Annotated in this window: 21 protein-coding genes and 2 pseudogenes; 8 read left to right on the top strand and 15 right to left on the bottom strand. The window is 37.1% G+C overall.

Annotation, left to right across the window (positions count from 1 at the left end):
- Positions 1–341: 341 nt before the first annotated feature.
- The 5 genes from IGJ63_RS02940 to IGJ63_RS02920 all read left to right on the top strand — a co-directional run bounded on the left by IGJ63_RS02940 (position 342) and on the right by IGJ63_RS02920 (position 4,299).
- Positions 342–1,535, top strand: a complete 1,194-nt coding sequence (locus IGJ63_RS02940; protein WP_002355745.1) for a betaine/proline/choline family ABC transporter ATP-binding protein — start codon at positions 342–344, stop codon at positions 1,533–1,535.
- Between the two features lie 3 nt (positions 1,536–1,538).
- Positions 1,539–2,174, top strand: a complete 636-nt coding sequence (locus IGJ63_RS02935) for an ABC transporter permease (RefSeq protein ID WP_002355744.1) — start codon at positions 1,539–1,541, stop codon at positions 2,172–2,174.
- A 2-nt stretch (positions 2,175–2,176) separates the two neighbouring features.
- A complete protein-coding gene (locus IGJ63_RS02930) occupies positions 2,177–3,097 on the top strand; it encodes an osmoprotectant ABC transporter substrate-binding protein (protein ID WP_002355743.1) in 921 nt (306 codons plus the stop codon).
- A gap of 3 nt (positions 3,098–3,100) precedes the next feature.
- On the top strand, positions 3,101–3,763 hold the full coding sequence (locus IGJ63_RS02925; protein ID WP_002363261.1) for an ABC transporter permease: 663 nt from the start codon (positions 3,101–3,103) through the stop codon (positions 3,761–3,763).
- A 71-nt stretch (positions 3,764–3,834) separates the two neighbouring features.
- Positions 3,835–4,299: a GNAT family N-acetyltransferase gene (locus IGJ63_RS02920; protein ID WP_002361333.1), complete on the top strand. Its 465-nt coding sequence runs from the start codon at positions 3,835–3,837 to the stop codon at positions 4,297–4,299.
- A 36-nt stretch (positions 4,300–4,335) separates the two neighbouring features.
- On the opposite strand, the gene IGJ63_RS02915 is transcribed toward IGJ63_RS02920, so the two are convergent.
- The 5 genes from IGJ63_RS02915 to IGJ63_RS02895 form a co-directional block, all read right to left on the bottom strand.
- The gene (locus IGJ63_RS02915; protein ID WP_010822601.1) at positions 4,336–6,159 is read right to left on the bottom strand and encodes an APC family permease; all 1,824 of its coding nucleotides are present in this window, start codon (positions 6,157–6,159) and stop codon (positions 4,336–4,338) included.
- A 297-nt stretch (positions 6,160–6,456) separates the two neighbouring features.
- The gene (locus IGJ63_RS02910; RefSeq protein ID WP_284955315.1) at positions 6,457–7,626 is read right to left on the bottom strand and encodes a cation diffusion facilitator family transporter; all 1,170 of its coding nucleotides are present in this window, start codon (positions 7,624–7,626) and stop codon (positions 6,457–6,459) included.
- A 220-nt stretch (positions 7,627–7,846) separates the two neighbouring features.
- Positions 7,847–10,546 (bottom strand): YhgE/Pip family protein, encoded by a 2,700-nt coding sequence (locus IGJ63_RS02905; RefSeq protein WP_438745915.1) that lies wholly within the window; start codon positions 10,544–10,546, stop codon positions 7,847–7,849.
- A 120-nt stretch (positions 10,547–10,666) separates the two neighbouring features.
- The gene (locus IGJ63_RS02900; protein ID WP_002355737.1) at positions 10,667–10,897 is read right to left on the bottom strand and encodes a hypothetical protein; all 231 of its coding nucleotides are present in this window, start codon (positions 10,895–10,897) and stop codon (positions 10,667–10,669) included.
- 78 nt (positions 10,898–10,975) lie between these two features.
- Positions 10,976–11,728, bottom strand: coding sequence for a tyrosine-protein phosphatase (locus IGJ63_RS02895; protein ID WP_010822598.1), 753 nt, complete (start codon positions 11,726–11,728; stop codon positions 10,976–10,978).
- A gap of 173 nt (positions 11,729–11,901) precedes the next feature.
- Here IGJ63_RS02895 and IGJ63_RS02890 point away from each other — a divergent pair, with 173 nt between their 5' ends.
- Complete coding sequence (locus tag IGJ63_RS02890) at positions 11,902–13,380, top strand: helix-turn-helix domain-containing protein (protein WP_002396534.1); 1,479 nt, start codon at positions 11,902–11,904, stop codon at positions 13,378–13,380.
- A gap of 54 nt (positions 13,381–13,434) precedes the next feature.
- Here IGJ63_RS02890 and lepB read toward each other — a convergent pair whose 3' ends face one another.
- From lepB to IGJ63_RS02875, 3 genes and pseudogenes are all read right to left on the bottom strand, one after another.
- Positions 13,435–14,184, bottom strand: coding sequence for a signal peptidase I (lepB, locus tag IGJ63_RS02885; protein WP_033595102.1), 750 nt, complete (start codon positions 14,182–14,184; stop codon positions 13,435–13,437).
- A 57-nt stretch (positions 14,185–14,241) separates the two neighbouring features.
- Complete coding sequence (locus tag IGJ63_RS02880; protein WP_002396532.1) at positions 14,242–14,568, bottom strand: hypothetical protein; 327 nt, start codon at positions 14,566–14,568, stop codon at positions 14,242–14,244.
- Positions 14,549–15,202: pseudogene (locus IGJ63_RS02875) on the bottom strand (hypothetical protein); the annotation flags it as partial. The pseudogene IGJ63_RS02875 and the gene IGJ63_RS02880, both read right to left, overlap by 20 nt.
- A gap of 80 nt (positions 15,203–15,282) precedes the next feature.
- Here IGJ63_RS02875 and IGJ63_RS02870 point away from each other — a divergent pair.
- A protein-coding gene (locus tag IGJ63_RS02870) for an IS3 family transposase (RefSeq protein ID WP_438745912.1) occupies positions 15,283–16,439 on the top strand; the annotation gives its coding sequence in 2 pieces (ribosomal slippage) (positions 15,283–15,541 and positions 15,541–16,439; 1,158 coding nt in all).
- A 39-nt stretch (positions 16,440–16,478) separates the two neighbouring features.
- Here IGJ63_RS02870 and IGJ63_RS02865 read toward each other — a convergent pair.
- From IGJ63_RS02865 to acpS, 5 genes and pseudogenes are all read right to left on the bottom strand, one after another.
- Positions 16,479–17,126, bottom strand: a pseudogene (locus tag IGJ63_RS02865) (hypothetical protein); the annotation flags it as partial.
- 24 nt (positions 17,127–17,150) lie between these two features.
- On the bottom strand, positions 17,151–17,846 hold the full coding sequence (locus IGJ63_RS02860; RefSeq protein WP_284955322.1) for a hypothetical protein: 696 nt from the start codon (positions 17,844–17,846) through the stop codon (positions 17,151–17,153).
- 318 nt (positions 17,847–18,164) lie between these two features.
- A complete protein-coding gene (locus tag IGJ63_RS02855; RefSeq protein ID WP_002355729.1) occupies positions 18,165–18,542 on the bottom strand; it encodes a type II toxin-antitoxin system PemK/MazF family toxin in 378 nt (125 codons plus the stop codon).
- 15 nt (positions 18,543–18,557) lie between these two features.
- The gene (gene alr / locus IGJ63_RS02850; protein ID WP_173951231.1) at positions 18,558–19,673 is read right to left on the bottom strand and encodes an alanine racemase; all 1,116 of its coding nucleotides are present in this window, start codon (positions 19,671–19,673) and stop codon (positions 18,558–18,560) included.
- A gap of 29 nt (positions 19,674–19,702) precedes the next feature.
- The gene (gene acpS, locus IGJ63_RS02845) at positions 19,703–20,056 is read right to left on the bottom strand and encodes a holo-ACP synthase (RefSeq protein ID WP_002355727.1); all 354 of its coding nucleotides are present in this window, start codon (positions 20,054–20,056) and stop codon (positions 19,703–19,705) included.
- A gap of 303 nt (positions 20,057–20,359) precedes the next feature.
- Between acpS and IGJ63_RS02840 the strand changes: the two genes are divergently transcribed.
- Positions 20,360–20,626 (top strand): hypothetical protein, encoded by a 267-nt coding sequence (locus IGJ63_RS02840; RefSeq protein ID WP_002407697.1) that lies wholly within the window; start codon positions 20,360–20,362, stop codon positions 20,624–20,626.
- 60 nt (positions 20,627–20,686) lie between these two features.
- On the opposite strand, the gene cshA is transcribed toward IGJ63_RS02840, so the two are convergent.
- Entirely contained in the window at positions 20,687–22,234 is a 1,548-nt protein-coding gene (cshA, locus tag IGJ63_RS02835; RefSeq protein ID WP_002355724.1) for a degradosome RNA helicase CshA, read from the bottom strand.
- 302 nt (positions 22,235–22,536) lie between these two features.
- The gene (locus IGJ63_RS02830) at positions 22,537–23,910 is read right to left on the bottom strand and encodes a UDP-N-acetylmuramoyl-tripeptide--D-alanyl-D-alanine ligase (protein ID WP_010777442.1); all 1,374 of its coding nucleotides are present in this window, start codon (positions 23,908–23,910) and stop codon (positions 22,537–22,539) included.
- Between the last annotated feature and the right edge of the window lie 20 nt (positions 23,911–23,930).

Below are 23,930 nucleotides of genomic sequence, written 5' to 3'. Positions count from 1 at the left end.
AGGCTTCGTGATTTAGTTGCCGCTAAATCATGAAGCGCCTTTTTTTATTTTATTCCCTTGTTCTCTTTCCATTCTAATGAAAAACTCAGCTCCCGTCAACTTGCTACAAAGGACACTTTTCTTTGTTATAGCGGCTTTTCTTCCTTCTCAGAATACTCTTTTTAACATCTTGTTTCGTTCAGATAACTTTTACTAAACAATAGTTATCTTTTCTTTTTTTTAGAACGAATTAAAAAAATTTTACCGCCTTCTTTTTCCCATTAAAAATAGATTACATTTGTCGAAATCGCATTTTTATAGCATACTAGTAATAAGATACATTTTCAAAATATTTAGTTGAGGTGAGTAAGTTGATAGAATTTCAGCATGTATCAAAATTTTATAAAGGCGGAAAAGTCGCCGTTGATGACATTAATTTGTCTTTCGATAAAGGTGAATTTATCTGCTTCATCGGAACAAGTGGTAGTGGAAAAACAACATCAATGCGGATGCTTAACCGCATGACCGACCCTTCAAAAGGAAAAATTTTAATTGATGGCCAAGATATTCAAAAAATCAATCCTGTAGAGCTACGTCGCCAAATTGGCTATGTCATTCAAAATATCGGCTTGATGCCTCACATGACCATTCGTGAAAATATCGTTTTAGTGCCTAAATTATTAAAAGTACCTGTAGAAGAACGCAATAAGATAGCCGAAAAAATGATTGATTTGGTTGAGTTACCACGAGAAATGTTAGACCGCTATCCCAATGAACTTTCTGGGGGACAACAACAAAGAATCGGCGTTGTGCGGGCTTTAGCTGCCAATCAAGATATTATTCTAATGGATGAACCTTTTGGTGCTTTAGATCCTATCACCCGTGATTCATTACAAGATTTAGTGAAAGATTTGCAAGAACGTTTAGGAAAAACTATTGTCTTTGTTACTCATGATATGGATGAAGCGTTGAAATTAGCAAATAAAATTGCCATTATGAGCGAAGGCAAAGTAATTCAATTTGACACACCAGATAATATCTTACGTCATCCAGCCAATGAATTTGTAGAAGAACTCATCGGAGAAGATCGCTTATTACAAGCCAAACCTGATTTCACCACTGTTGATGAAGTCATGTTAAATTCAGCTATTACTATCACGCCGGAAAAATCTTTACAAGAAGCGATTAAATTGATGCGTGAAAAACGGGTTGATACCTTATTAGTTGTTGATAATTCCCATGTGCTTAAAGGCTTTATCGATGTTGAAACATTAGATCAGCAACGGGGCAAAGCTTCTAGTGTTGGTGATATCTTGAATAAAGATGTCTTCTTTGTTCAAAAAACCGCTCTTTTACGTGATGCTTTACAAAGAATCTTAAAACGCGGCTTAAAATATGTGCCAGTCGTTGATGAACAAAAACGAGTGGTGGGCATCTTAACACGTGCTTCCCTTGTTGACATTGTTTATGATGTTATCTGGGGCGATGAAACAACGATTAGTGAAGCTGTAGAAGCAAAACAAAGCGAGTCCGAAACTGATAAAGAGGAGGCGTAAGCAATGAGTAGCTTCTTTCAAGAATATGGATCAGAAATGATTTCAAAAAGTATTGAACATATTTATATTTCATTCTTTGCACTTTTATTAGGGGTCGCTATCGCTGTGCCCGTTGGCGTTTGGTTAACACGTTTGCCCAAAGTAGCCAATATTGTCATTGGTTTAACAAGTGCCTTACAAACGGTTCCTTCGTTGGCTTTATTAGCTTTGATGATTCCAATTTTTGGTGTCGGCAAAACACCCGCTATTATCGCGCTATTCATCTATTCCCTTCTACCTATTTTAAGAAACACGTATATCGGAATGAAAAATGTCGATGAAAATTACCGAGATGTTGCTAAAGGCATGGGCATGACCAATTTACAGTCTATTTTTAGTGTTGAATTACCCATTGCCATGCCAACAATTATGGCCGGCATTCGTTTAGCTGCTGTCTATGTCATTGCTTGGGCTACACTGGCTTCTTATATTGGTGCAGGTGGTCTTGGTGATATGATTTTCAGTGGATTAAATAACTATCAGCCAGAATTAATCTTTGGCGGGACTATTCCGGTAACTATTTTAGCGCTTTTAGCAGATGTTCTTCTTGGATTATTAGAAAATCGTTTAACGCCAAAAGCTTTAAGGGAGGGCGAATAATGATGAAAAAGAAACTCAAGTTAAGCTTACTCTTCTTAAGCAGTTTACTTTTATTGGCAGGTTGTTCTTTACCTGGTCTCGCTTCAACTTCTGATGATAACACTGTCGCCATTACAGGTGGGATTACTTCAGAAGCGCAGATTTTAGGGAGCATTGTAGCGGATATGGTTGAGCATTACACAGATAAAAAAACAAATGTGATTAACAACTTAGCCACTACTACCATCAATCACCAAGCAATGTTAAACGGAGATGCCTCAATTTCTGCAGCTCGTTATACTGGTACTGACGTGACCACTACGCTTGGCTTACCAGCGGAAAAAGATCCTAAAAAAGCGTTCAATCTAGTTCAATCAGAATTTGAAAAACGTTATCAACAAACTTGGTTCCCTTCATATGGATTTGAAAATACTTATGTATTCTTAGTTACAAAAGAAACGGCTGAGAAATACAATTTAAAAACAGTCAGTGATTTAGGGAAAGTCGCAGACAAATTAGTTGCTGGTGTCGATACTGCGTGGATCACACGTGAAGGCGACGGTTATGAAGGCTTTAAAAAGGAATACAACTTCCAATTTAAATCTATTTTACCAATGCAAATTGGCTTGGTGTACGATGCAGTCAACGCTGGAAAAATGGACGTTATCTTAGGTTACTCAACAGATGGCCGGATTGGTAGTTACGATTTAGTCATGTTAAAAGATGACAAGCGCTTCTTCCCGCCTTATGATGCCGCTCCTGTGGTTAGTGACAAATTATTAAAAGAAACGCCGGAAATCAAAGATGTCTTAAATCGCTTAGATGGTAAAATTTCTACCAAAAAAATGCAAGAATTGAACTATCAAGCAGATAATGATTTAATTGAACCTGCGGTCGTAGCCGAACGTTTCTTAAAAGAAAATAACTATTTTGAGGGGGAGTAACAGATGAATAATATGAATTTATTCCAACAATTTATCTACTATTTCCAACAAAATGGCGGCTACGTCTTTCAACAATTTTTACGTCACTTTTTAATTTCGATTTATGGCGTAATCTTTGCTGCAATTGTCGGGATTCCTATCGGGATTATGATTTCACGTAAACGTAGCTTAGCCAACTGGATTATCCGTTTAGCGAACATTATCCAAACAGTACCAGCTTTGGCAATGCTTTCGATTTTAATGTTGGGAATGGGCTTAGGCGTCAACACGGTGGTTGTAACGGTCTTCCTTTATTCTCTCCTGCCAATTATCAAGAATACGTACACTGGCATGATTCAAGTGGATCGCAATATTTTAGATGTTGGTAAAGGAATGGGTATGACAAAAGTACAACTTCTTTATATGGTCGAGTTACCTTTATCTGTTTCAGTAATCATGGCAGGTATTCGAAATGCGTTAGTCGTCGCAATCGGGATTACTGCGATTGGCGCTTTCGTTGGTGCTGGTGGTTTAGGGGATATTATTATTCGTGGAACCAATGCCACAGATGGTGCTTCTATCATTTTAGTCGGTGCCTTACCAACGGCCTTTATGGCGATTATCACAGATTGGGTTCTAGGGATTATTGAACGGCGTTTAGACCCAGCTAGCAAACATTCCAATTAATAAAAAATGCAGAGCAGATCCAACATTGTTTCTTTTCAATGGGATCTGTTCTTTTATCTAGGAGATTAATAATGTCTAACTATACTATTATCGATTTAAACCAACAACCACACTTAATTCCGTCAGCTGCTCAATGGTTTAGCCAAAAGTGGCAAATCCCCGCTGAAGCGTATCAAGCAAGTATGCAGGAAATGCTAACTAGCGAAAACCACGTACCACATTGGTGGGTCTGCTTGAATAAACAGCAGGACATCGTTGCAGGCGTGGGCGTAATTGATAATGACTTCCACAATCGTGCAGACCTTACGCCAAACCTTTGTGCATTGTATGTCGAACCAACATTTCGTCACCAAGGCTTAGCAGGAATTCTTTTAACAACAGTTGGTGATTTTCTTGCTAATTCTGGATTTAAAAAGCTTTATTTGCTCACAGACCATACTACTTTTTATGAAAGATATGACTGGGAATTTTTGACAATGGTAACCACTGAAGAGCAGTCTTGCGCTAGAATTTATCAAAAACAATTACGTCAATAAAAAAATCTGCCATCAAAAGATGGCAGACTTTTTTATTTATTTTTTCAAGTGATAACTATAGGTAGCCACAATAATATTTTCCCGCCACGCTAAACGAATCCGCAAGCGTAAACTTGTTTGGTTATGCAAAATATTTTGCCAACGTTTATTTGGTACAAATTGTGGTACTAAAACTGTTGTACTGTAGTTATGCTTCGTGGCATTTTTACTAACCAAATCAACATAACGTAAGATAGGGTTTTGCAGTGAACGATACGAAGAGTGGACAATTGATAGACGAACGTCTGGGAAGTGTTTTTTAAACTCTTCCTGAATTTCTTTTTCCTTCTCAACGTTTTCATCCATTGAGACATGCATGGCAACAACATAATCACCAATGGAACGCGCATAGTTCAAGGCGCCGACATTTGCCTTGGTTACGTTCCCTACTAAAACAATAACTGTATTCCCGTCAAACTCATGCAACTGTGCCCCATCTTCTAAACGTAGCTGTTCCGCCACATTTTTATAGTGAGTATTGACCCGATAAAATGCATAAATCAACACCGGCATAATAATAAAGAACGGCCAGATGTCCCCTAATCGATAAATAAACAAAATGGCGATAATCGTGAAAGAGATAAAGGCGCCGACAATGTTAGCAATTGATTTTGGCAACCAATTTTTAGTTTCTTTTCGCCATTTTACAACCATCCCCGATTGAGACAAAGCAAACGGAATAAACACACCAATTGAATACAATGGGATTAAACGTTCTGTGGAACCTTGGAAAATCAATAATAAAACAATGGAACCAGCAGCTAAAGTTAAAATACCATTTGAATAGCCTAAACGGTCGCCACGATCCATATACATATGCGGCATAAACTTATCTTTGGCTAAGTTATAAGCCAAAACTGGAAAGGCTGAGAATCCTGTGTTAGCGGCAACCGCTAAAATTAAGGCTGTCGCAAACTGTAATAAATAATATAAAATATTTTGACCAAAGACCGCTTTCCCAATTTGTGAAAGAACTGTCACTTCTTCTTTGGGCACAATCCCATACCAATAGTTAATAAACGTAATCCCCACGAAGAAGAACCCTAAAATCGTTGCCATTAACGCTAACGTCCCAGCAGCATTTTTTGCTCGTGGTTTCTTAAAGAATGGCACTGCATTACTGATTGCTTCAACCCCTGTTAAGGAAGAAGAACCAGATGAAAAAGCCCGTAAAACCAAGGCAATAGAAATTCCTGGAACCACGGCTCCTGGTAAAGCTGTCGCATTCAATGGCTGTGCGCCAGTCACAATTTTAAATAGCCCAACAACAATCAGTAAGGTAATAATTGCGATAAAACTATACACTGGCAACATTAAGAACGAAGCAGATTCTCGCAGGCCTCTCAAGTTCATTAAGGTAATCAATATCACAATCCCAATAGAAATTGCTACTTGATGGCCATATAACGCTGGAATCGCCGATATAATCGCCTCTGCGCCCGCTGAAACTGAAACGGCTACTGTTAGCATATAATCGACTAACAACGAACCACCAGCCAATAAACCGGCATTTCTGCCAAGGTTTTCACTACTAACAACGTATGCGCCGCCGCCATGCGGATACGCATGAATAATTTGTCGGTACGACAATGTTAAAGAAATAAGTAAAATAATAACAAATGCAGCAATTGGCAATGAATACCAAATCGCAGCCGCCGACAAAGTAACCAGAACCACCACTATTTGTTCTGTACCATACGCAATGGATGAAAGTGCATCAGAAGATAACAACGCAAGCGCTGCAAATCTGCTTAATTTATGTTCATCATTTTCGGCTGATTTCAATGGTTTCCCAATGAACAGTCGTTTTAAATCCGCCATTTTTTTCTACTCCTTTTCTCTAGAGTGACCCGCTCACTTTTTTCATTATTTTTTATCAAACAAATCCATATGCTACGCTTCTCACAATGAAAAGTCAATTGATTTTTGTTACTGAAAAAGATAAAAAAATCACCATCTTTTTTTAATCAGACACTCATTTACAGTCCCCCGCTTCCTTTATCTTATCAAGAGAATCCAGATAACAAAAGGATTTGCATTCTCTAAACAAAAAAGCGAGAGCTAAAAGTCTATTTGACCTTTTGGCTCTCACTTAAAAACTTAGTTAATTATTCCCTTTTATTGTAACAAGTACGTATGATCGAAGGTAATTTCCACTTTATAACGACCAATTTTTTCATAAACTTGCCGTTGAATTTCCACACCCAGTTCAAATTCAGATAATTTTGATTCTGTAGGCAAAACCAAGTCGAACAAAATCTTCGGTTCTTCACCATGGGTAACTAAGCGGATATCATGGACTTTTAAAGACGCATCAAAAGAACGAATAATCTTTTTGATTGTTTGATGAACAAATTGTTGTGTTGGGTCATACAAATTCACTGGATCAATATGACAAACAAGGTTAACAGCCAATTCTTCTTTAAACTTCGCTTCAATCGCATCGATTGTCTGATGGGCTTTATTTAAATCCCAGCGATCATCAATTTCAATGTGAACAGACGCAAACGTTTGGCTGGGACCATAATTATGAATCAGTAAATCGTGATATCCTACAATTGTTTCCATTTTTGATAAGACATTTTTCATTTCATCAATTTCTGTTTGGCTCGGACGCATGCCCATCAACTCATTAATAAATTCGCGAATTAACTGCAAGCCACTATAAATAATATATGCAGCAATTAAAAAACCAATATATCCATCAATTCGCAAACCAGTGACGCCTTCAATAAATGCAGAAACCAAAACAGCTAATGTAGTATAAACATCATTGAAGCTGTCCTTAGCAGAAGCAACTAATGCTTGAGAATCAATTTTTGCTGATACTTTTTTGTAAAACAGCCCTTGCCAAATTTTAATCCCAATTGATAAAGCTAAAACAGCAAATAAAATGGGTGTCACCTTGATTGATTCTGGATGCAGGATGCGATCCACGGAGGTCGTTAGAAACTCAAACCCAATAAACGTAATCACTAATGATACAAGCATTCCACTAATATATTCAAAACGTTCATGGCCATAGGGATGTTCTTTATCCGCTGGCTTACCAGCAATATAAAAACCGACTAATGTTAAAACTGAAGAAATAGTATCGGACAAGCTATTAATGGCATCTGCCATGATTGAAACACTACCTGAAAGCAAGCCAATCATAAATTTACTAACGAATAAAAATAAATTAGAAACAAGCCCAATCCGCCCGGCAAAAGCACCGAATGCTGTTCGTTTTTCCAATTTACGACGTTCAATTTTTTTCTCATATCGTTGAAGCAATGCTTGAATCATTTTACAACCCCTACCCACTTTTTATTTCTTAAAAAAATACTATAAAACCTTTTTATGTATTTGTACACAAAAAACCTCACTTTCTGAGGGAGATTTTATTATTTAGCATTGCCAAAAAGTCAAAAGCAAGAGCCCCCAAAACTTCTTTGTTAGGGTTACCTTGAAAATAAAGAAAAACAAAAAGCCGAAAACGCTAGAGACGTTTTCAGCTTTTTGTTTTTTAATGGAATAAATGGCTCTTTTGTGCTAAAGCCGCAAATTTTTTCGATCTGTGTTCCAGATGTGGATAAAGAATTGCGCCGCCAATACTAAAGACGACTGAAATCCCCACCATAATCCAAATTGCAAACCAAGCATTTGGCCAGTAAATGCCTCCTGCTGATTCCCTTAGCAAGTTCACGGCATGCGTAAACGGCAAGAACGGATTAATCATTTGGAAGAATTTACCTGAGACTTGAATTGGGTAGTTCCCACCCCCACCAGAGATGGATAGTACCAAGATTATTATCGCAATTCCTTTCCCTACATTGCCAAAGAGAGCAACAAGCACATAAACCATTATCATAAACGTAATGGCAATCAATACGGCAAACCAGACACTATACGCTGGATTACGGACATCTACGCCTAACGCAAAGTAATTACCTAGCGTTACAATCAGCGCTTGACCAATCCCCATGACAATGAAGGTAAACATCCGTGCTGAAAATTGTTCCCGTTTAGAGAAGCGTTTTTTATCTTTTCCTTCAAGATAAACATCTGTTGTCGCAACACTTGAGAATAATACAGCACCAACCCATAAACACAAAGCTGTATAGAATGGCGTACTTGCCGAACCATTATTAGCAATCGGATAAACAGCATGTTCTTTGACTTCAACTGGTTGTGTAAAGAAGTCACTTTCTTTATTGGCATCTAATTTTAGTAATTTAAGAATTTCACCTAAATCAACTTCTTTTTCACCTTTACGGATTGCATTCGCTGCTTTGTGTAATCCTGTTTTGATATTTGGCCAATCATTAATAATCAGCTCGTTGGCTTTGTCTAAGGCCGCTTCAACATCTGGCATTTTCTCATTGACTGTTTTCAAGGTATTCGTTAAATCTTTTCGGATACCTGGATAGTCATTTTGCATAAAGGCTGCCGCTTTGCTGACTTTGTCTTGAATGACTAGTAAATCGTTTTTATACAAATCAGCACCACGATTAATGCCATTGACAATGGTTTCCATATTGCCATTCAACATCGTATTTGCATCATGAATTTCTTGTTTAATTGCCGGCATTTCGGCTTGATATTTTTCTAATAAAGAAATCGCATTAGTGACCGTTTGACTTGTTGAGCTCAATAACCCTTCAAAGTCAATTTGTTGTGCTTTGTTTAGTTGGCCTTGAGCGTTTTGGATGGTAGCAATTAATTTACTTGTGACTGTATTAACAGTGTTACTAATTTCATCTGGATGAATATCCAGCAATATATCTGATATAGTAGATGAGAAATCTTGAATATCTTTCAAAGTTTCACGTAATTGGTCAACACTTATTGCATTAAAATCAATACCATCCACTCGTTTTTTAAGTTCTGTTAAAACCTTAACCAAATGTTCCAGTCTTGAAATGGGACCTGCTAAACTATCATTACCCGCCGCTTCCTGTAATTTAGTTAATGTTTCAATTAACTGATTAGCTGCTGCAATTTGTTTTTCCAAGCTTTCAGAAAAACGAGTAACAATTTCACCAAGTTGTTGTCTCTCTTCTGGGGTTAGCTCATTATCAGCAATTAGTTGATCAATTTGGCCAGCTATCGAATTGATATTAGAACTAATCGTTTTTAAAGACTGAATTGAAACTTCAACGCTATTCGTAATGCTTGGTAACGCCTCTTGCAATTTATTGGCGCCATCTAATGTGACATTCCCTAAATCATTGGCTTGATCACCTAGTTTACGAATATCTGGTAACGCCGTTTGAACTTGTTGAATGATTTCTAATCCTTGTTTTGCTTCTTGGATTCCTTCGCTCATTGTTTGTTCCACAGAGGCAAAGTCTTCATCAATCATAGCAATTTGTCGGCCAGCGTTTTGAATTTCTGGAATTTTTTCTTGTAACGTCAAAATAACACTAGCTTGTTCTTTGATGCTTGGCATTTTACCATTTAGCTCAACAATCTTCTCTCCTAAAGCATCAACTTCAGGTAAATATTTCATCGCATCGTTGGCTTTCGCTAATTTTTCTTTTAGCTCAGGCATCTTACCATGTAAGTCAGTGACTTGTTTCGCGTACGTGTCAATGGTTCCAATGTTGGCATCTGTATCTAAAATCATGCTCTTAACTTTTTGAATGCTGACCATGTTTTTATCAATATCATAGCCAATATCATTGAATGTTTTGATTAACGTACTACTTGCCGTTTTAATGAATTCTTCCGAAATTTGTGACTGAATGGAAGAAGCGCCTTTTGACGTAATTTTCGGCGCAATTGCATTAATTTTTTCGTTAATTGAGTATTCAATTTTAGGTTTATTGATATCACCAGAAGTAAAACTTAGCAAATCCTTGGAAAAATCTTTAGGTAAATAAATCCCGGCAAAATATTTTCCTGATTGGACTCCTTTGTCTAATTCCTTTTTCGAATCAACAAAACGCCAACCTAATTGCTTGTTTTTCTTCAAGTTTTTCAAGACTTCATCACCAATATTGACCGATTTATCTTGAAAAGTTGCTGTTTGGTCATCACTATAGACCGCTATTGGTAACTCTCCTGTATTTGAATACGGATCCCATAGTGCTTTAATGTTAAACCATGCATATAATGATGGAATAATCATTAAGGCAACAATCAAAAATGTTGCTACTGGGTTTTTAAAAATTCTTTTCCAATCTAAAATAAATAGTTCCCATGTATTTTTTATATGTTTCATAAAATCACCTGCTTTTTTTTGTGCCTGAATAACTTTAGCATAAAATACAAGAGAATAACAAACAAAAGCTTGAATGTTACGACACATTTTTAAAATGTCGTAAGTTCAAGCTAAGTTTGTTTATTTCATATTTTTAGAAAATTCCGAAACGACTTGTTTAACTTCATCAATGGCTTCTGGTTTTAAATAAGCCAAAAGTTTTGGTGCTTTTGTCATCAAGTACATTTTATCTAATTTGCCTGTTTGTTGGCGTTCAAACATTTCTGCAAGTAGCGCTTGCATTTTTTCTTTTTTATCTTCTTTTGTTCGATCTAGTATGAACGTTAAGAATTGTTCTTGTCCTTCTTTCATTCCCTATCCCTCCTTACAAACAGATTCTTTTCTATTATAAAACTTCTTTTTTAGAAAGGATAGTCCTTTTTTTAGGATCTATGATTTTGTGTACAGACTTAGCATGTCTTTTTTGGCGGATAAAGGTAAGCCGAGTCCCTCTTTTAAATACCCCTCTACCGAACCAAATTCTTTTTCAATCGCCTGTAAAGCGGTCGCTAAGTACTCTTTTTTCACATAAAGCAGCGTTTCTAATTGTTGAATTTCTGCTGGAGGCGTTCCATTTGCTTGATATTGCGCAATAATCTGCTCGTTAGCGGCTTTTCTTTGCTCATTCGTCTTTAAATAATCTTCTAAAATATAAGAATGTTCCACACCTAAAGCACTTAATATCAAGGCTGCACCGATTCCTGTTCGATCTTTTCCTGCGAAACAATGAAATAAAATAGCTTCCTGTGGATAACTTAAAAAGTTTTCAAAAAATGTTTGGTAACCTTTGCGGCCCGAATTGGAAAGAACCATCTCTTTATAAGCCATGTCCATTGCTGCATCGGGTGAACCAACCGTTTTAAGCATTCCTTCTAATGAAGCAGTCTGCGCCTGAATATCGGCCAAAATATCTATATGTAAATAGTTGGTTCCTTGAATTGAATCATCTGGTCGTTCTTGCGTTTCTGCTGCACTTCTAAAATCATAGATTCGTTTAATTTGATAGCCCTCTACCAGTTTCTGTTGATCCTCTTGTGCAACATTAACGAGTTCCCCACTCCGAAAAAAATGCCCTGTCTTGACGGATGTGCCTTGTTTCGTTGGAAATCCTCCAATATCTCTAAAGTTCACTACGCTGTTCATGTTCTGTCGCTCCTTCATTTTAATTATTTTGTTGTCATTTAAATACTTTGTTTTTTCTTATTATTTCTTTTTCTTAATGATAATAAAAAACACCTCAAAAAACAATCTTTTTATCAGTTGTTTATTGCCATTTTATCATAGATACAGTATTCTTAAAAGAGAGGTGAGTAACGATGCTAAAACGAGATTTTTTAGAAAAGCCTTATGATTATATGAATGATATTTTATTGTTCCTATATAATAATAAAGGCCGAGCGACACGAAATGAATTAGTAGATTTTTTCAATATTAGTTTACCAACATTGAATGAATATCTTTCTTTTTTAGAGCAATTTTTGAAAGAAGAGCAACTTCAAGAAAACCTCACCTTAACTGTATTAGGTGACACTCTATATCTAAATAAAGCGCCTACCTTTTCCATGAAAGCAATGATCATGTTGTTCTTAGATAAATCTATTAAGTTTCACATGGTCCAGCAACTCTTCCATAAAAATGAAATAAATGGCGGGTATTTCCAACAGAATTATGCCATTAGCTCTGCTACCTATTATCGAAAAATTGTTGAATTAAATGACTTACTCAATGAGTTTAATTTACGTATCAAACGAGGAAAACTTGTCGGCGAAGAAAAACAAATTCGCTTTTTCTTTTTTAATTTTTTCTGGTTTATCTTTGAAGAAAAAACAGATTTAGAAAAAGAACTGGCCAATCAATACCTAGGATTAATCGAGATATTACAAGAAATCCCCAGAATTACCTTTGACCATACAGAAATTCTCCAAATTAAACTTTGGATGAAAATTTCTTTTCGTCGCATGGTTTTAGAACCCCTGCCAACGATTAGTCCACATGATGTCCAACTCGATCGACCTTTATTTGAAGAAATTAATTTATCTATACATACATATATGAAAAGAATCGACCGTCCATATACAATCAACGAAGCCTATATGTTTTATGACTTTTTTTGTTCCATGCATAATTATTCTGCGAATGCTGCTTTCGCCTTTCGTTTAGCAAAACAACAACGAATTGAAAAAACGTATCTTAACGAAATGAACCGGGTCATTTTAACGTACCTTAAAGCACGTGGTTATTTATCCCATTACGTGCTGCCTATTCGGCTACTTTATATTGAAAATTTACTTTTCCAATTACATGCGCAACTCTATTATTTTTCAGGATTTATTTTACCCTTTGATTATTGGACAATTCAGTCACTTTTGAAAGTCTTACGTCATCCTTTTAGCGAAAGTGAAGTTTACGAATTAGTGGAGATCGCTACAACGAACTTTGCCACAAAAGCCACTGCTTCTAAGTACCAAAATCAATTTACTGAAATTAATTATACACTTATTTTGAATCACATTGCTGAATTAAATGAAAAAAAAATAACGATTGGTGTTTATCACTCACTGAGCAGTGCTTATAGCGAGTTGGTAGCACAAAAAATACAACAGAGTATCGCTGGAAAATATCCGCTGAAAATTGAGCCTTACAACGCAGAAAACCATTATGATTTGCTTTTAATGAATACCAATAATGAACAGCTCGTTGCCCAGTATGACCATTACTATATTTTTTCGGATATTAGTAATCGTTACGACCTACAATCAATTGAAAAAATCATTCAATTGTTATTGGGCAAATAATCTCTAATAAAAAAAGCTTAAGTGCCCTACTCTCAGATGGCTGACTTAAGCTTTTTATTTTACTTTCCCTATTTCTTTAAACGGCGCCATTTTAAATACCACGATTCCTTCAATCGCTTGTATCTCGACAAAGCCGAACGTACGACTATCACTTGAATGCGTACGATTGTCCCCTAAGACAAAGTAATGACCAGCTGGAATCTTCTGAAACAGGCGAAGTTGGGCTGCCGCTTCTTCTGATAAGTCAAAACGACTGGCATTCTCAGGCAGTGCCTCATTATCGCTTGCTATAGGTTCTTCTGAAAGATAAAGTTTTCCCTCGTTTACCCAAATTCGATCACCAGGAACCCCGATGATTCGCTTGACGTACGTACCTTTGCTAGCTAGCGGTGCTTTAAATGCAATCACATCGTACCTTGCTACTTGCTTCGTCCGTTGTACTAAGACTCGTTCCCCTGCGTTAAGTGTCGGCTTCATGGATTGCCCAGCAATTGGGTAGCTAGATGTCTTTAACACAAAAAAGAACACAAAAATGGCGAAAAGAATAGCTGGCATAAAAAATTTAACGACTTGGACGCGTTGTTTCTTTTGGTAGGCTTGCCGTTTTTTTTTAATCTCTTCAGCGGTCATTTTTCTTTTCGGTCCTCTTATTGATTGATGGTTATCTGTTTGCTCAAGCAAATATTCCATTGCTGTGTTAGCCTTTTGCTTTTTTAGCTGATATGTCGCAGGCAACTTTTGCTTCAAGAAGGCGCGCTTAATGTGGCGAATTGTTCGCATAACGGGCTTTATCCATTCTTTCATCGTTTTCTTAAAAGGAAAAGCTTCTTAAATAAACTTTTCCTTTCTTGCTCCTTTTTTCTATTTAACTAATTGCGTTCCTTTTTTTATATAACTACTACGTAACTGGTTTTCCTTCATAAACTGATTCAATGGTTTCTGCGCATCTTGTGCCAGCTCCCAAATACTTTGATTTGCTTCTACAAGATATTCGCTCTTCTCTGTTACGATGTTTTTCCTGATAAGCGGTTGCCTTAGCGACTGCTCTTCCTTTGAGACAGCAGCAGCCTGTAATCTTTCTGCGGAGCTACTTAATGTAACAGCTAAAAAAAGGACCCCAAGACAATGTAGTTTCCTTGCTCCCATTAACTTTTTACTGACCATTTTATTAATAGTTATCTTGTTCAAGACGTGTCAGTTTAGTTAAGCGTTCCTCTAATTCGCGATAAATCTCAAGTACTTCTACTTTTGACGCTTCGACTTCATTCGAAATACTTTTCGCTCGATTACCAATATTTAACATTTCTAATTCTGCAGAATTGATTAGGTGTTTTGCTTCTACTTTCGCTTCATTAACAATCCGATTGGCTTCTTTTTTGGCAGAAACCATCACTTCGCCAATTTCTTGTTGCGATTTTAAAGCCTCTTCTTGTAATTGCTGATTTTTCATTAATAAATCGTTAATTTGCTGTTTTGCGCGTAGCAGTTCTGTTAACTGGTCACTACTCGGTTCAATATTTTTTGAAACGGCTTGTAGTGTCTTCAATTCTTTTTGAACTTGTTCTAAACTGTCTTCTTTGGCCTCTACTTCTTTTCTTAGAGCAGCTAATTCTCCTTCGTAAACTTGCTTTTCAGCAAGATGTTTGTCATTGACACCTTGTAGTCGACCTAGTTTTACTTCTGCTTCATTTTTTTGCTGTAAACTATTTTGAAGCTCATTCTTTAACTCCTCCATGCGCTGTTTCACAATCACTTCTTGTTGGACAGCCTCTTGTAAGGCTTGTTTTTCGGCTTCTACTTTTTGTAATTGTACAGTTAGTTTGCATGTATCCTAATAAAGTGGACACATTTTTTGGTATACTATTAAATAAATAGACAGAAATTTTGAAAGGAATTTTTAATATGGTAAATAACAGAAAATCACCACGTAAATTTGACGAAGAGTTTAAAAAATCCATTGTAAAACTTCACGAAAGTGGTAAAACTCAAAATGCTTTAGCTAAGGAGTACGGCATTGCTCTTTCTTCAATTGCTCGTTGGGTCAAACAATATTCCGAAGTAAAAATTGACGATGACACGATCCTTACGGCCCGTCAAATCAAACAGCTACAAAAACGAAATGCGCAACTCGAGGAGGAAAATTTAATCCTAAAAAAAGCGATTGCCATATTCACGCCTCGCTTGACGAACGATTAAAAGCCATACACATTCTTCGATATGAACACAGTATTGTTACACTCTGTCGTGTACTCAAAGTCAATCGTTCCACTTATTACAAACGCTTTTCTGGAAAAGTAGCCCCAAGAACAAAAGAAAATCAACACCTAAGAAAAGTGATTTTAGAAATTTATACTTCTTCTCAAAAACGTCTTGGCGCTGCAAAAATCCGCCAGATTCTTTTGCGTGATTATGGCATTTCGATTAGTATTGGTCGTGTTTATCGCTTGATGAAAACAATGGACCTCCCAAAAATGTCTACAGTAAAGCCTGTTTTCAAAAAAAGGAAAAACAAGGTTTCTTTGACACGGCCAAATCATCTAAACCAAGCGTTCAATCCACCTGCACCAAATCAAGTTTGGACAAGTGATTTTTCTTATATCCCCATCGGGAAGAAAACATTTGCGTATTTGTGTGTCGTTTTAGATTTGTTTTCTAGAAAAGTAATTGCTTGGACCGTAGGATCAACGATTGATACAAAACTAGCCATTCAAACATTAGAAAAAGCACTTCATTCTCGAAAATTAATGAATCCTGTTCTTTTTCATACAGATCAAGGGTCTCAATATACCTCTTTTGAATTTAGAAAGTTTATAGAGCATCATCCGATTGTCCATTCTCTTTCAAAACCAGGTTATCCGTGGGATAACGCCGTTACCGAAGCTTTTTTTAAATATATGAAAAAAGAAGAATTAAATCGCCGTTCATTCCATTCAATCGAAGAAGTACGTTTGGCTTGTTTCGCTTACATTGAAGGATTCTATAACACCAAACGTCCTCACGGAACATTAGATATGCTTACACCAAATGAAAAGGAGGCTCTTTACTTTGAATGTCTTTAAGTATCTTCTCTTTTTGTGTCTACTTTATTGACATCTATCCAGTTTTTCAATTTGTTCCTGCAATGCTTGTTGAGTCGTTGTGCTTTCTTCTAATTCTGTCGTTAACGTTTCTACTTGCTTTTCCATTCCTGTAATATCTCCTTTTTTCTCCAACTTTCCTTTTTCTTCTGCTAACTGGTTGTGTAATGTCTGGATATGTTGTTGCTGTTCAGCCGATTCTTTTTCTAATTCTGCCACTTGCTGCGTTAATTCACTTTCTAAACGTTCCATTTGATTATGTACAGTGGTTAATTGTTTTTCTGCATTTTGCAGATTTGTTTGAAGAGTGGTAGCCTCTGTCGTGGTTTCACTGTTCGTTTCCAGTTGCTCTTCCAATTCAAAAATTTCATGTTCCTTTTGATTTAGTATTTCAAGTAATGCCTGATTTTTTTCTTCTAACGCTTGTTTTTCCGTTTCTTGTTGGTTCTTTAATTGCTCATTTTCTTCTTGAAGTTTTTTAAAGGCTGTTTCTTTTTTCTGATAGTAGGCGAGCCTTTCTCTTAACGTCGCCATTTCTTTTTCCTGTTGTTCCGGTTTGATTCCGCTAATTATTTTTTCTGGTTCGAATCCTGGCTGAAAAAAGACTTCTTTTTCAAGCGTATCATCCGAAATATCTTTAATTTTTTTGATTAAACGTCTTTTTGTCATCTATATGTCCTTTCTCTCGTCCTTTTAACTAATCACGACAGGCTCCAAATTTGTTTCAAGCGTCTCACGAGCATACGTATCAATGGATTTGACAAGGGTTTGCTCTTGATCTCGATAAGTAAAATTAAAATCAATCATGGTAATTTCTTTAACTGAATTCAACGCTGCAATAAGTGCTACAATATTGTCTTGGCCTGTTTGAAATTCATGATAACTTAAGCCAACTGAAAAAACAGACAGTGTCAAGGTTTGTGTTTTTTCACTTCTAATTATTGTGATACTCGTCTCTCCGAAGTAAGGACGCCATTCACGCGCTAATTGTAATTCATAATTAGTCAAGACAGCGGCCGATTCTGCCGAAACAGCTTGCTTCCAGGGAAACTGATTTAAGGCTGTTTTTTTAATCGCTTGTTTTTTTATTTTGTCACCTTGAGTAGCTTGGCCCTGTGCCAAACGCTCGATCCGCTGTTCCATGCGGATATTTCGTTGATTTAATTGATAATATGTATAAACAATTCCTAACAATAATACGCTAAGTAGACAAATACTAAACAATAAATAAATCATTAAACGACTATTTTTCTGATACTTATAGAAATTTATTTTCCTCTTTAATGTCCGGTCCTCTGAATCCAGTTTTTCGACAAGTAATCGCAAATACAATTGATAGCTTACAAATAAAAATAAGCAACTATTCATTAAAAGTACAACAATCATCATACAAATATAATCTCCTTTATGTCATCGCTCGACAATCAAAACTTGTAAAATCACCTGTTACGCTCTTTAAAAACTCTATATAGTATTGATTGTAACATTCCGTTTGAGCCTTGCCAACAACTTTATTTAAAATACAATGATAAAACTTTATATTTTATATTTATATTTTAATTTTTAAAATATAAAACAAAAAAAGAGAGATGCCACTTGGCCATCTCTCTCGCTTTTACTCAAACTATGTTTAGCGAACCGAACTAGATCAGTCGCTTTTAAAAAAATCCAATTAGTCTTTGTTGATTTCATAGTAGCTATCGTTCTTTATGTAGCTGAATTTGCTTTTGCTGGGGCTGAATCGCTACTAAGTCCAACACTGATGCCTAAGGCACGATCAACTTCTTCCATAATATCAAGTCTCAAATGACAAACTTTTTCTTTCAAGCGGCCCTTATCGATTGTTCGAATCTGCTCTAAAAGAATCACTGAATCTTTTTCAATGCCTGTTTCATCAGAATTAATCCCGATATGTGTTGGCAATTTTGGCTTTGCCATTTTGGCTGTGATCGCCGCAACGATAATCGTTGGGCTAAAATGATTACCTAAGTTATTTTGGACAACAAGGACAGGTCTGACGCCACCTTGTTCCGAGCCCACTACTGGGGAAAGGTCTGCAAAATAAATATCTCCGCGTTTGACCATAGTGGAACCTCCTATCTAGTTATATTCTCTGGGGATTCTTTGTGAGAAAGTACATGCAACTTCATAATGAATGGTTTCTAATTTTTCGGCTACCATTTGTAACGTATTTTCTTCATTACCATCTTTTCCAACTAATGTAACGACTGAGCCGACAGGAACTTCTTCTGCTAAACGAATCATACATTGATCCATACACACTCGTCCGACGATTTCGCAACGCTTACCATTCACGAGCACTGTAAATCCTTGGAGATGACGCAACCAGCCATCTGCATAGCCGATTGGCACTGTCCCAATCCATTCTTCAGCTTCAGTTACGTAGGTTTCGCCATAGCCAATCCCTTCACCAGCCGCTAAGCGTTTTACATGGATAAGTTCACTGGTCAACCGTAAGGCCGGCTTTAACGCATAGCTTGGGGCCAGCTTATTACCTGAAGGGTTCAATCCATACATGGCTACTCCATAGCGAATCATGTTTCCTGGCACATCAGGATGCCATAACGCTGTCGCACTATTGCTAACATGGACATACCGTGGTAACTCTTCTAAAACTGCTAGAACAGCCTTAAAACGCCCTGCTTGTTTTTCAAAATAGCTTGTATCGATTTCATCAGCTGTTGAAAAATGAGTAAAAATCCCTTCCCATAAAAATTCTTTGTGGGATTGAACAAACCGCACTGCTTGCTTAGTCTCTTCTGGGGTTAAAAAGCCAATCCGTCCCATGCCAGTATCGACTTTTAAGTGAACACGTAATGGCGTGTTACTCTCAGGCGTTAGTTGTTGAAGAGCAGCTTCTAACCATTCTTGTGTAGCTACCGTTACAGATAAATCATATTGAATCAACAAAGGCACATAAGCTAAGTCTACCACACTCAAAATTAAAATGGGGTCCTGAACACCTGCTTCTCTCAATTCAATTGCTTCATCCAATAAGGCGACACAAAAACCTGTCGCGCCACCTTTTTTCGCCGCTTTAGCGGATTCTACGGCGCCATGCCCATAGCCGTTCGCTTTTACAACCGCAAATAAAGCGATTCCTTCTGGCAAACGTTGACATTCCTTTTGGACATTTTCAGTAATTGCTTGCGTATCGATATGTAACCGTGTAGGACGATGCCATCCAACGACCATTGTACATCCTTCTTTCTTCGTTGCTTCTATTATTCGCTTTCTAAAACAATTTGTGCAATCGCCATAGTATCTGTGTGCGTAATCGAGACAAACACTTTACCATTATGGGGCGAGTTTGCTACGTATGGTGCACCTGTCTTTTCAGTCAGCACCTCAATATCTTGTAAACCAACTTTACCAATCCCTGTGCCCCATGCTTTAGAAAACGCTTCTTTACAAGCAAAACGACCAGCTAAAAATTCTATTTGACGTTTTGTAGATAACTTTTCAAAAAGGGTCAATTCGTTAGGTGTTAAAACCCGTTGAATAAACGATCCTTGTTTTTCAACAATCGGTTTTATCCGACTTAATTCTACTGCGTCAATACCAATTCCCTTTATCATTTTCCGCCTTACTTCCTATTTAATATAGTTACTCCGAATTACCTTTCATTTTAACAAAATTTCAAAATTTTTCCACTGATTCGCTAAAAAAATAAAGAATGTTTTACAAGATCTCACACAAATTGAAGTACCATACGTTTTCTTCCTATTTACATTTTTATAAAATTTTTCTGAATTTTTATAAAAGTAAGATAACAACTAAGAAGCATCGGAAAAAAATCAGAAAACTAAGTGGATGTTCTGATATTTTATAGAAAATTTTGGCTACTTATGGGAGAATAAAAAGAAAAAGGAGAAAAACGTATGACTTTAACTTCTCGGCAAAAAAAGTTACTTCGTTGCGCCCTATTTATTTTTACTTTGTTGCTCTACATATTTCCAATCTTCTTTAAAAATCCCAGCCTATTTTTTCTCTTGCAACTGGTTTGGATTATAACCATTCATTTGCTACAACAAAAACTGAAACTCTTCAATGTAACTTCCCCGTTGAAAACTTGGATAATTTTGGCGTTTTTCTTTTTCTATATCATTTTGATGCCTTTTTTACTTTTTTTAAGTTTTTCTATTTAACGATTATCTACCAAAAAAGAGCGAGTGTTCCGTTCATAGACGGAACACTCGCTCTTTTGATTATTTGGCGTTTTCGCGAATGACGAAACCACGTTTTTTATCGTTATGACGTTTGCCGCCACGTTGATCTTTATTTTTGCGGTCGCTATTTTTGTAATTACGGTCGCCATCTTTATGGTTTTTGTTGCCACGATAGCTGCCACCTTTACCATTGCCACCACGGTTGCGATTACGGTTGTTCCCACCGCCACCACCACGGCCATTTTTGTTAAAGCCTTTTTTATTTGAAGGCAATGGTCGTTCTGGGGTAATTTTTACAGGAACCGCATCTGCTGGATCTTTCGCTACTGTTTTTAATAATAACGCAGCTAAGTCTGTCGCTGAATATTTTTCTAATAACGCTTCAGCAGATTCTAGATATTTGTCTAAACCATTTTCTTCTAGATCACTTTCGATGGTTTCAACAGCTGCACTTAATTGTCCTTTAAATGCTTCCTTTTCGGTTGGTGGACGTAATGGTGTCATCCGTTTTTTCGTTAGGTTTTCGATGACATGTAAGTAACCCATTTCGTTTGGTGTTACAAACGTCACAGACATACCGCCTTTACCAGCACGACCTGTCCGACCAATACGGTGAACATAACTTTCTGGATCTTGTGGAATATCGTAGTTATAGACATGGGTGACACCTGAAATATCTAACCCACGTGCTGCTACATCTGTTGCCACTAAGATATCTAAGTTACCATTTTTGAATGAACGTAAAACGCTCATCCGTTTTTGTTGTGATAGGTCGCCATGGATGCCTTCTGCTTTGTAACCACGCGCTTCTAATCCGCGGGCAAGTTCATCAACACGGCGTTTTGTCCGACCAAAGACAATGGTCAATTCTGGGGTTTGCACGTCTAGTAAACGTGTCATAATGTCAAATTTTTCAAAGTCTTTTGAACGTACATAATATTGATCAATTAAATCAGCCGTCATTTCTTTGGCTTTAATCTTCACATGTTCTGGTTGTTTCATGAATTTCACGCCAATATTCTTGATTGCTGGCGGCATAGTTGCTGAAAATAGAAGTGTTTGACGTTGTTCTGGCACTTGTGAGATGATTTTTTCAATGTCTTCCAAGAAGCCCATGTTTAACATTTCATCTGCTTCGTCTAAAACTAATGTTTCAACAGTTTCTAATTTCAAGGTACGACGGTTAATATGGTCTAGTAAACGTCCTGGTGTACCTACAACGATATGTGGACGATCTTTTAGTCCACGGATTTGGCGACCGATATCAGCCCCACCGTAAACGGCTTGGACGCGAATCTTTTTATCGCGGCCTAAACGGAATAACTCTTCTTGTGTTTGGATAGCCAACTCACGGGTTGGTGCAATGACTAATCCTTGAATAACGCGGTTGTCTGCGTCAATTTTGTTAAGCATTGGTAAGCCAAAAGCAGCGGTTTTCCCTGTTCCTGTTTGTGCTTGTCCGATTACGTCTTTTCCTGCTAACGCTAACGGAATTGTTTCTGATTGAATAGGGGTTGCTTCCTCGAAGCCTGCGCGTTCTACCGCTGATAATAATTCTGGCGCTAAACCAAGTTCTTTAAATTTCAAATGATATCCTCCTAGATTTTGTTTCGGAAAGAACGATTTCTTCCTAGTTTCAGGTGTCTTCACTTTCAGTTGTTAAAAAGAAATCCATTATAGTGTGCCAACTATTTCTTCTTTCCTGATTTCACCGAAAAATTCACCTTATGGCATTAGAAAAGCCAAACGTGGTCGTTCAGCTTCACATTTATTATTAAACATAGAAATAGATCTATTTTATTTACTACGATTCAATTTTTCTCGTCATCTTCCGGCAATAGGTCATTCTATCATAGAATCCTATTTTCAGCAAGTTTTATGAAACTTATTTACTTTTCCAAAAGTGCATCGATGACTTCACGAAGTCCCATCCCGTTACTTCCCTTTAAAACCACCATGTCTTCTGGCTGTAAGACTTTTTTGACAGCTTCAATCAACTCATTTTTTTCTTCTTTTTTAAAAGAATGAATGTTAGTTGGTGCATAGGTTTCTTGCAATTTATCAGCTAAATAAGCCATTTCAGAACCATATAAAAAGACTTCTTCAATCGCATCTGGGGCTAAATGCTGCGCCATTTCTTGATGCATGGCAGCAGAATCAGGGCCTAATTCCAGCATGTCTCCTAAAACAGCAATTCGTTTTCCTACTTTGGACATTTTGCTAAAACTGTCCAGAACAAGACCCATAGCTGTCGGATTGGCATTGTACACATCACTTAAAATTTCGGCACCATTCGCTGCTTTCAGCCATTCTGTCCGATTCTTTGTTAGTTCCGCTGTAGCCAACCCTTTTTGAATCTCACTATCCGTTAATTGGAAATAACGACCAATGCCAATTGCGATTAATGCATTGGTGACATTATAGGTTCCTGGCACTGGAATCGTAAACGTCATTTGTGTATCACTGATTTTGAATGAGGTTTGCTCTTTGGCTTCATTTGTGACGATTCCTTGAAGTTGACTTTCCTGGCTAAAACCAAAAGTAATCACTTGTTGCGTGACTTTTTCCACCAATGGTTCTAGCAAAGGTTCATCGCTTGGCACAAATAAACTACCGTCTTTGGCTAAACCATCTACGATTTCCATTTTTGCTTGTGCAATGCCTGCTCGTGAGCCTAAATTTTCCACATGGGCTTCGCCAATCATTGTGATGGCAGCAACTTCTGGCTGAGCCAGATTGGAAAGGAAAGAAATTTCCTGAGCATGATCCATGCCCATTTCTAAAATCAGTTTTTCTGTTTCATCAGGCATGTGTAAAATAGTATAGGGTAAGCCAATTTGATTATTGTAATTGCCTTGCGTTTTGTAAGTCACAAACTTTTCAGATAACACAGCAGCAATCAAATCTTTAGTGGTGGTTTTTCCATTACTGCCAGTCACAGCGATGACATTCGGTTGCATTTTATTTAAATAATAGGTAGCTAATTTTTGCATAGCAACCAGTGGATCAGTAACATGCAAAACAGGCAATTGTTGCGGCGCATCGACTAAATCCTGTCCCCAAAAAGCGGCCTGACAGCCATTAGCCATGGCACTCTCAATAAAACGATGACCATCATTTTCACCTTGTAAAGGAACAAAAAGGTTCCCTTTCACAATTTTACGACTATCAAATTCAATGCCTGTTAAAGGAAAATCAGGCCATTGTTGCCAATCATTACTGGCTTCAACCGCTTGCGCTACTTCCCAGAAGGTTAATTTCATTATGTTTTGCTCCTCTGACA

This window comes from Enterococcus sp. DIV1375a (genome assembly GCF_051712205.1).
Classification (GTDB): domain Bacteria; phylum Bacillota; class Bacilli; order Lactobacillales; family Enterococcaceae; genus Enterococcus; species Enterococcus faecalis.
Note: the sequence above shows the minus strand (reverse complement) of the source record. Positions and strands in the feature narration are given on the sequence as shown.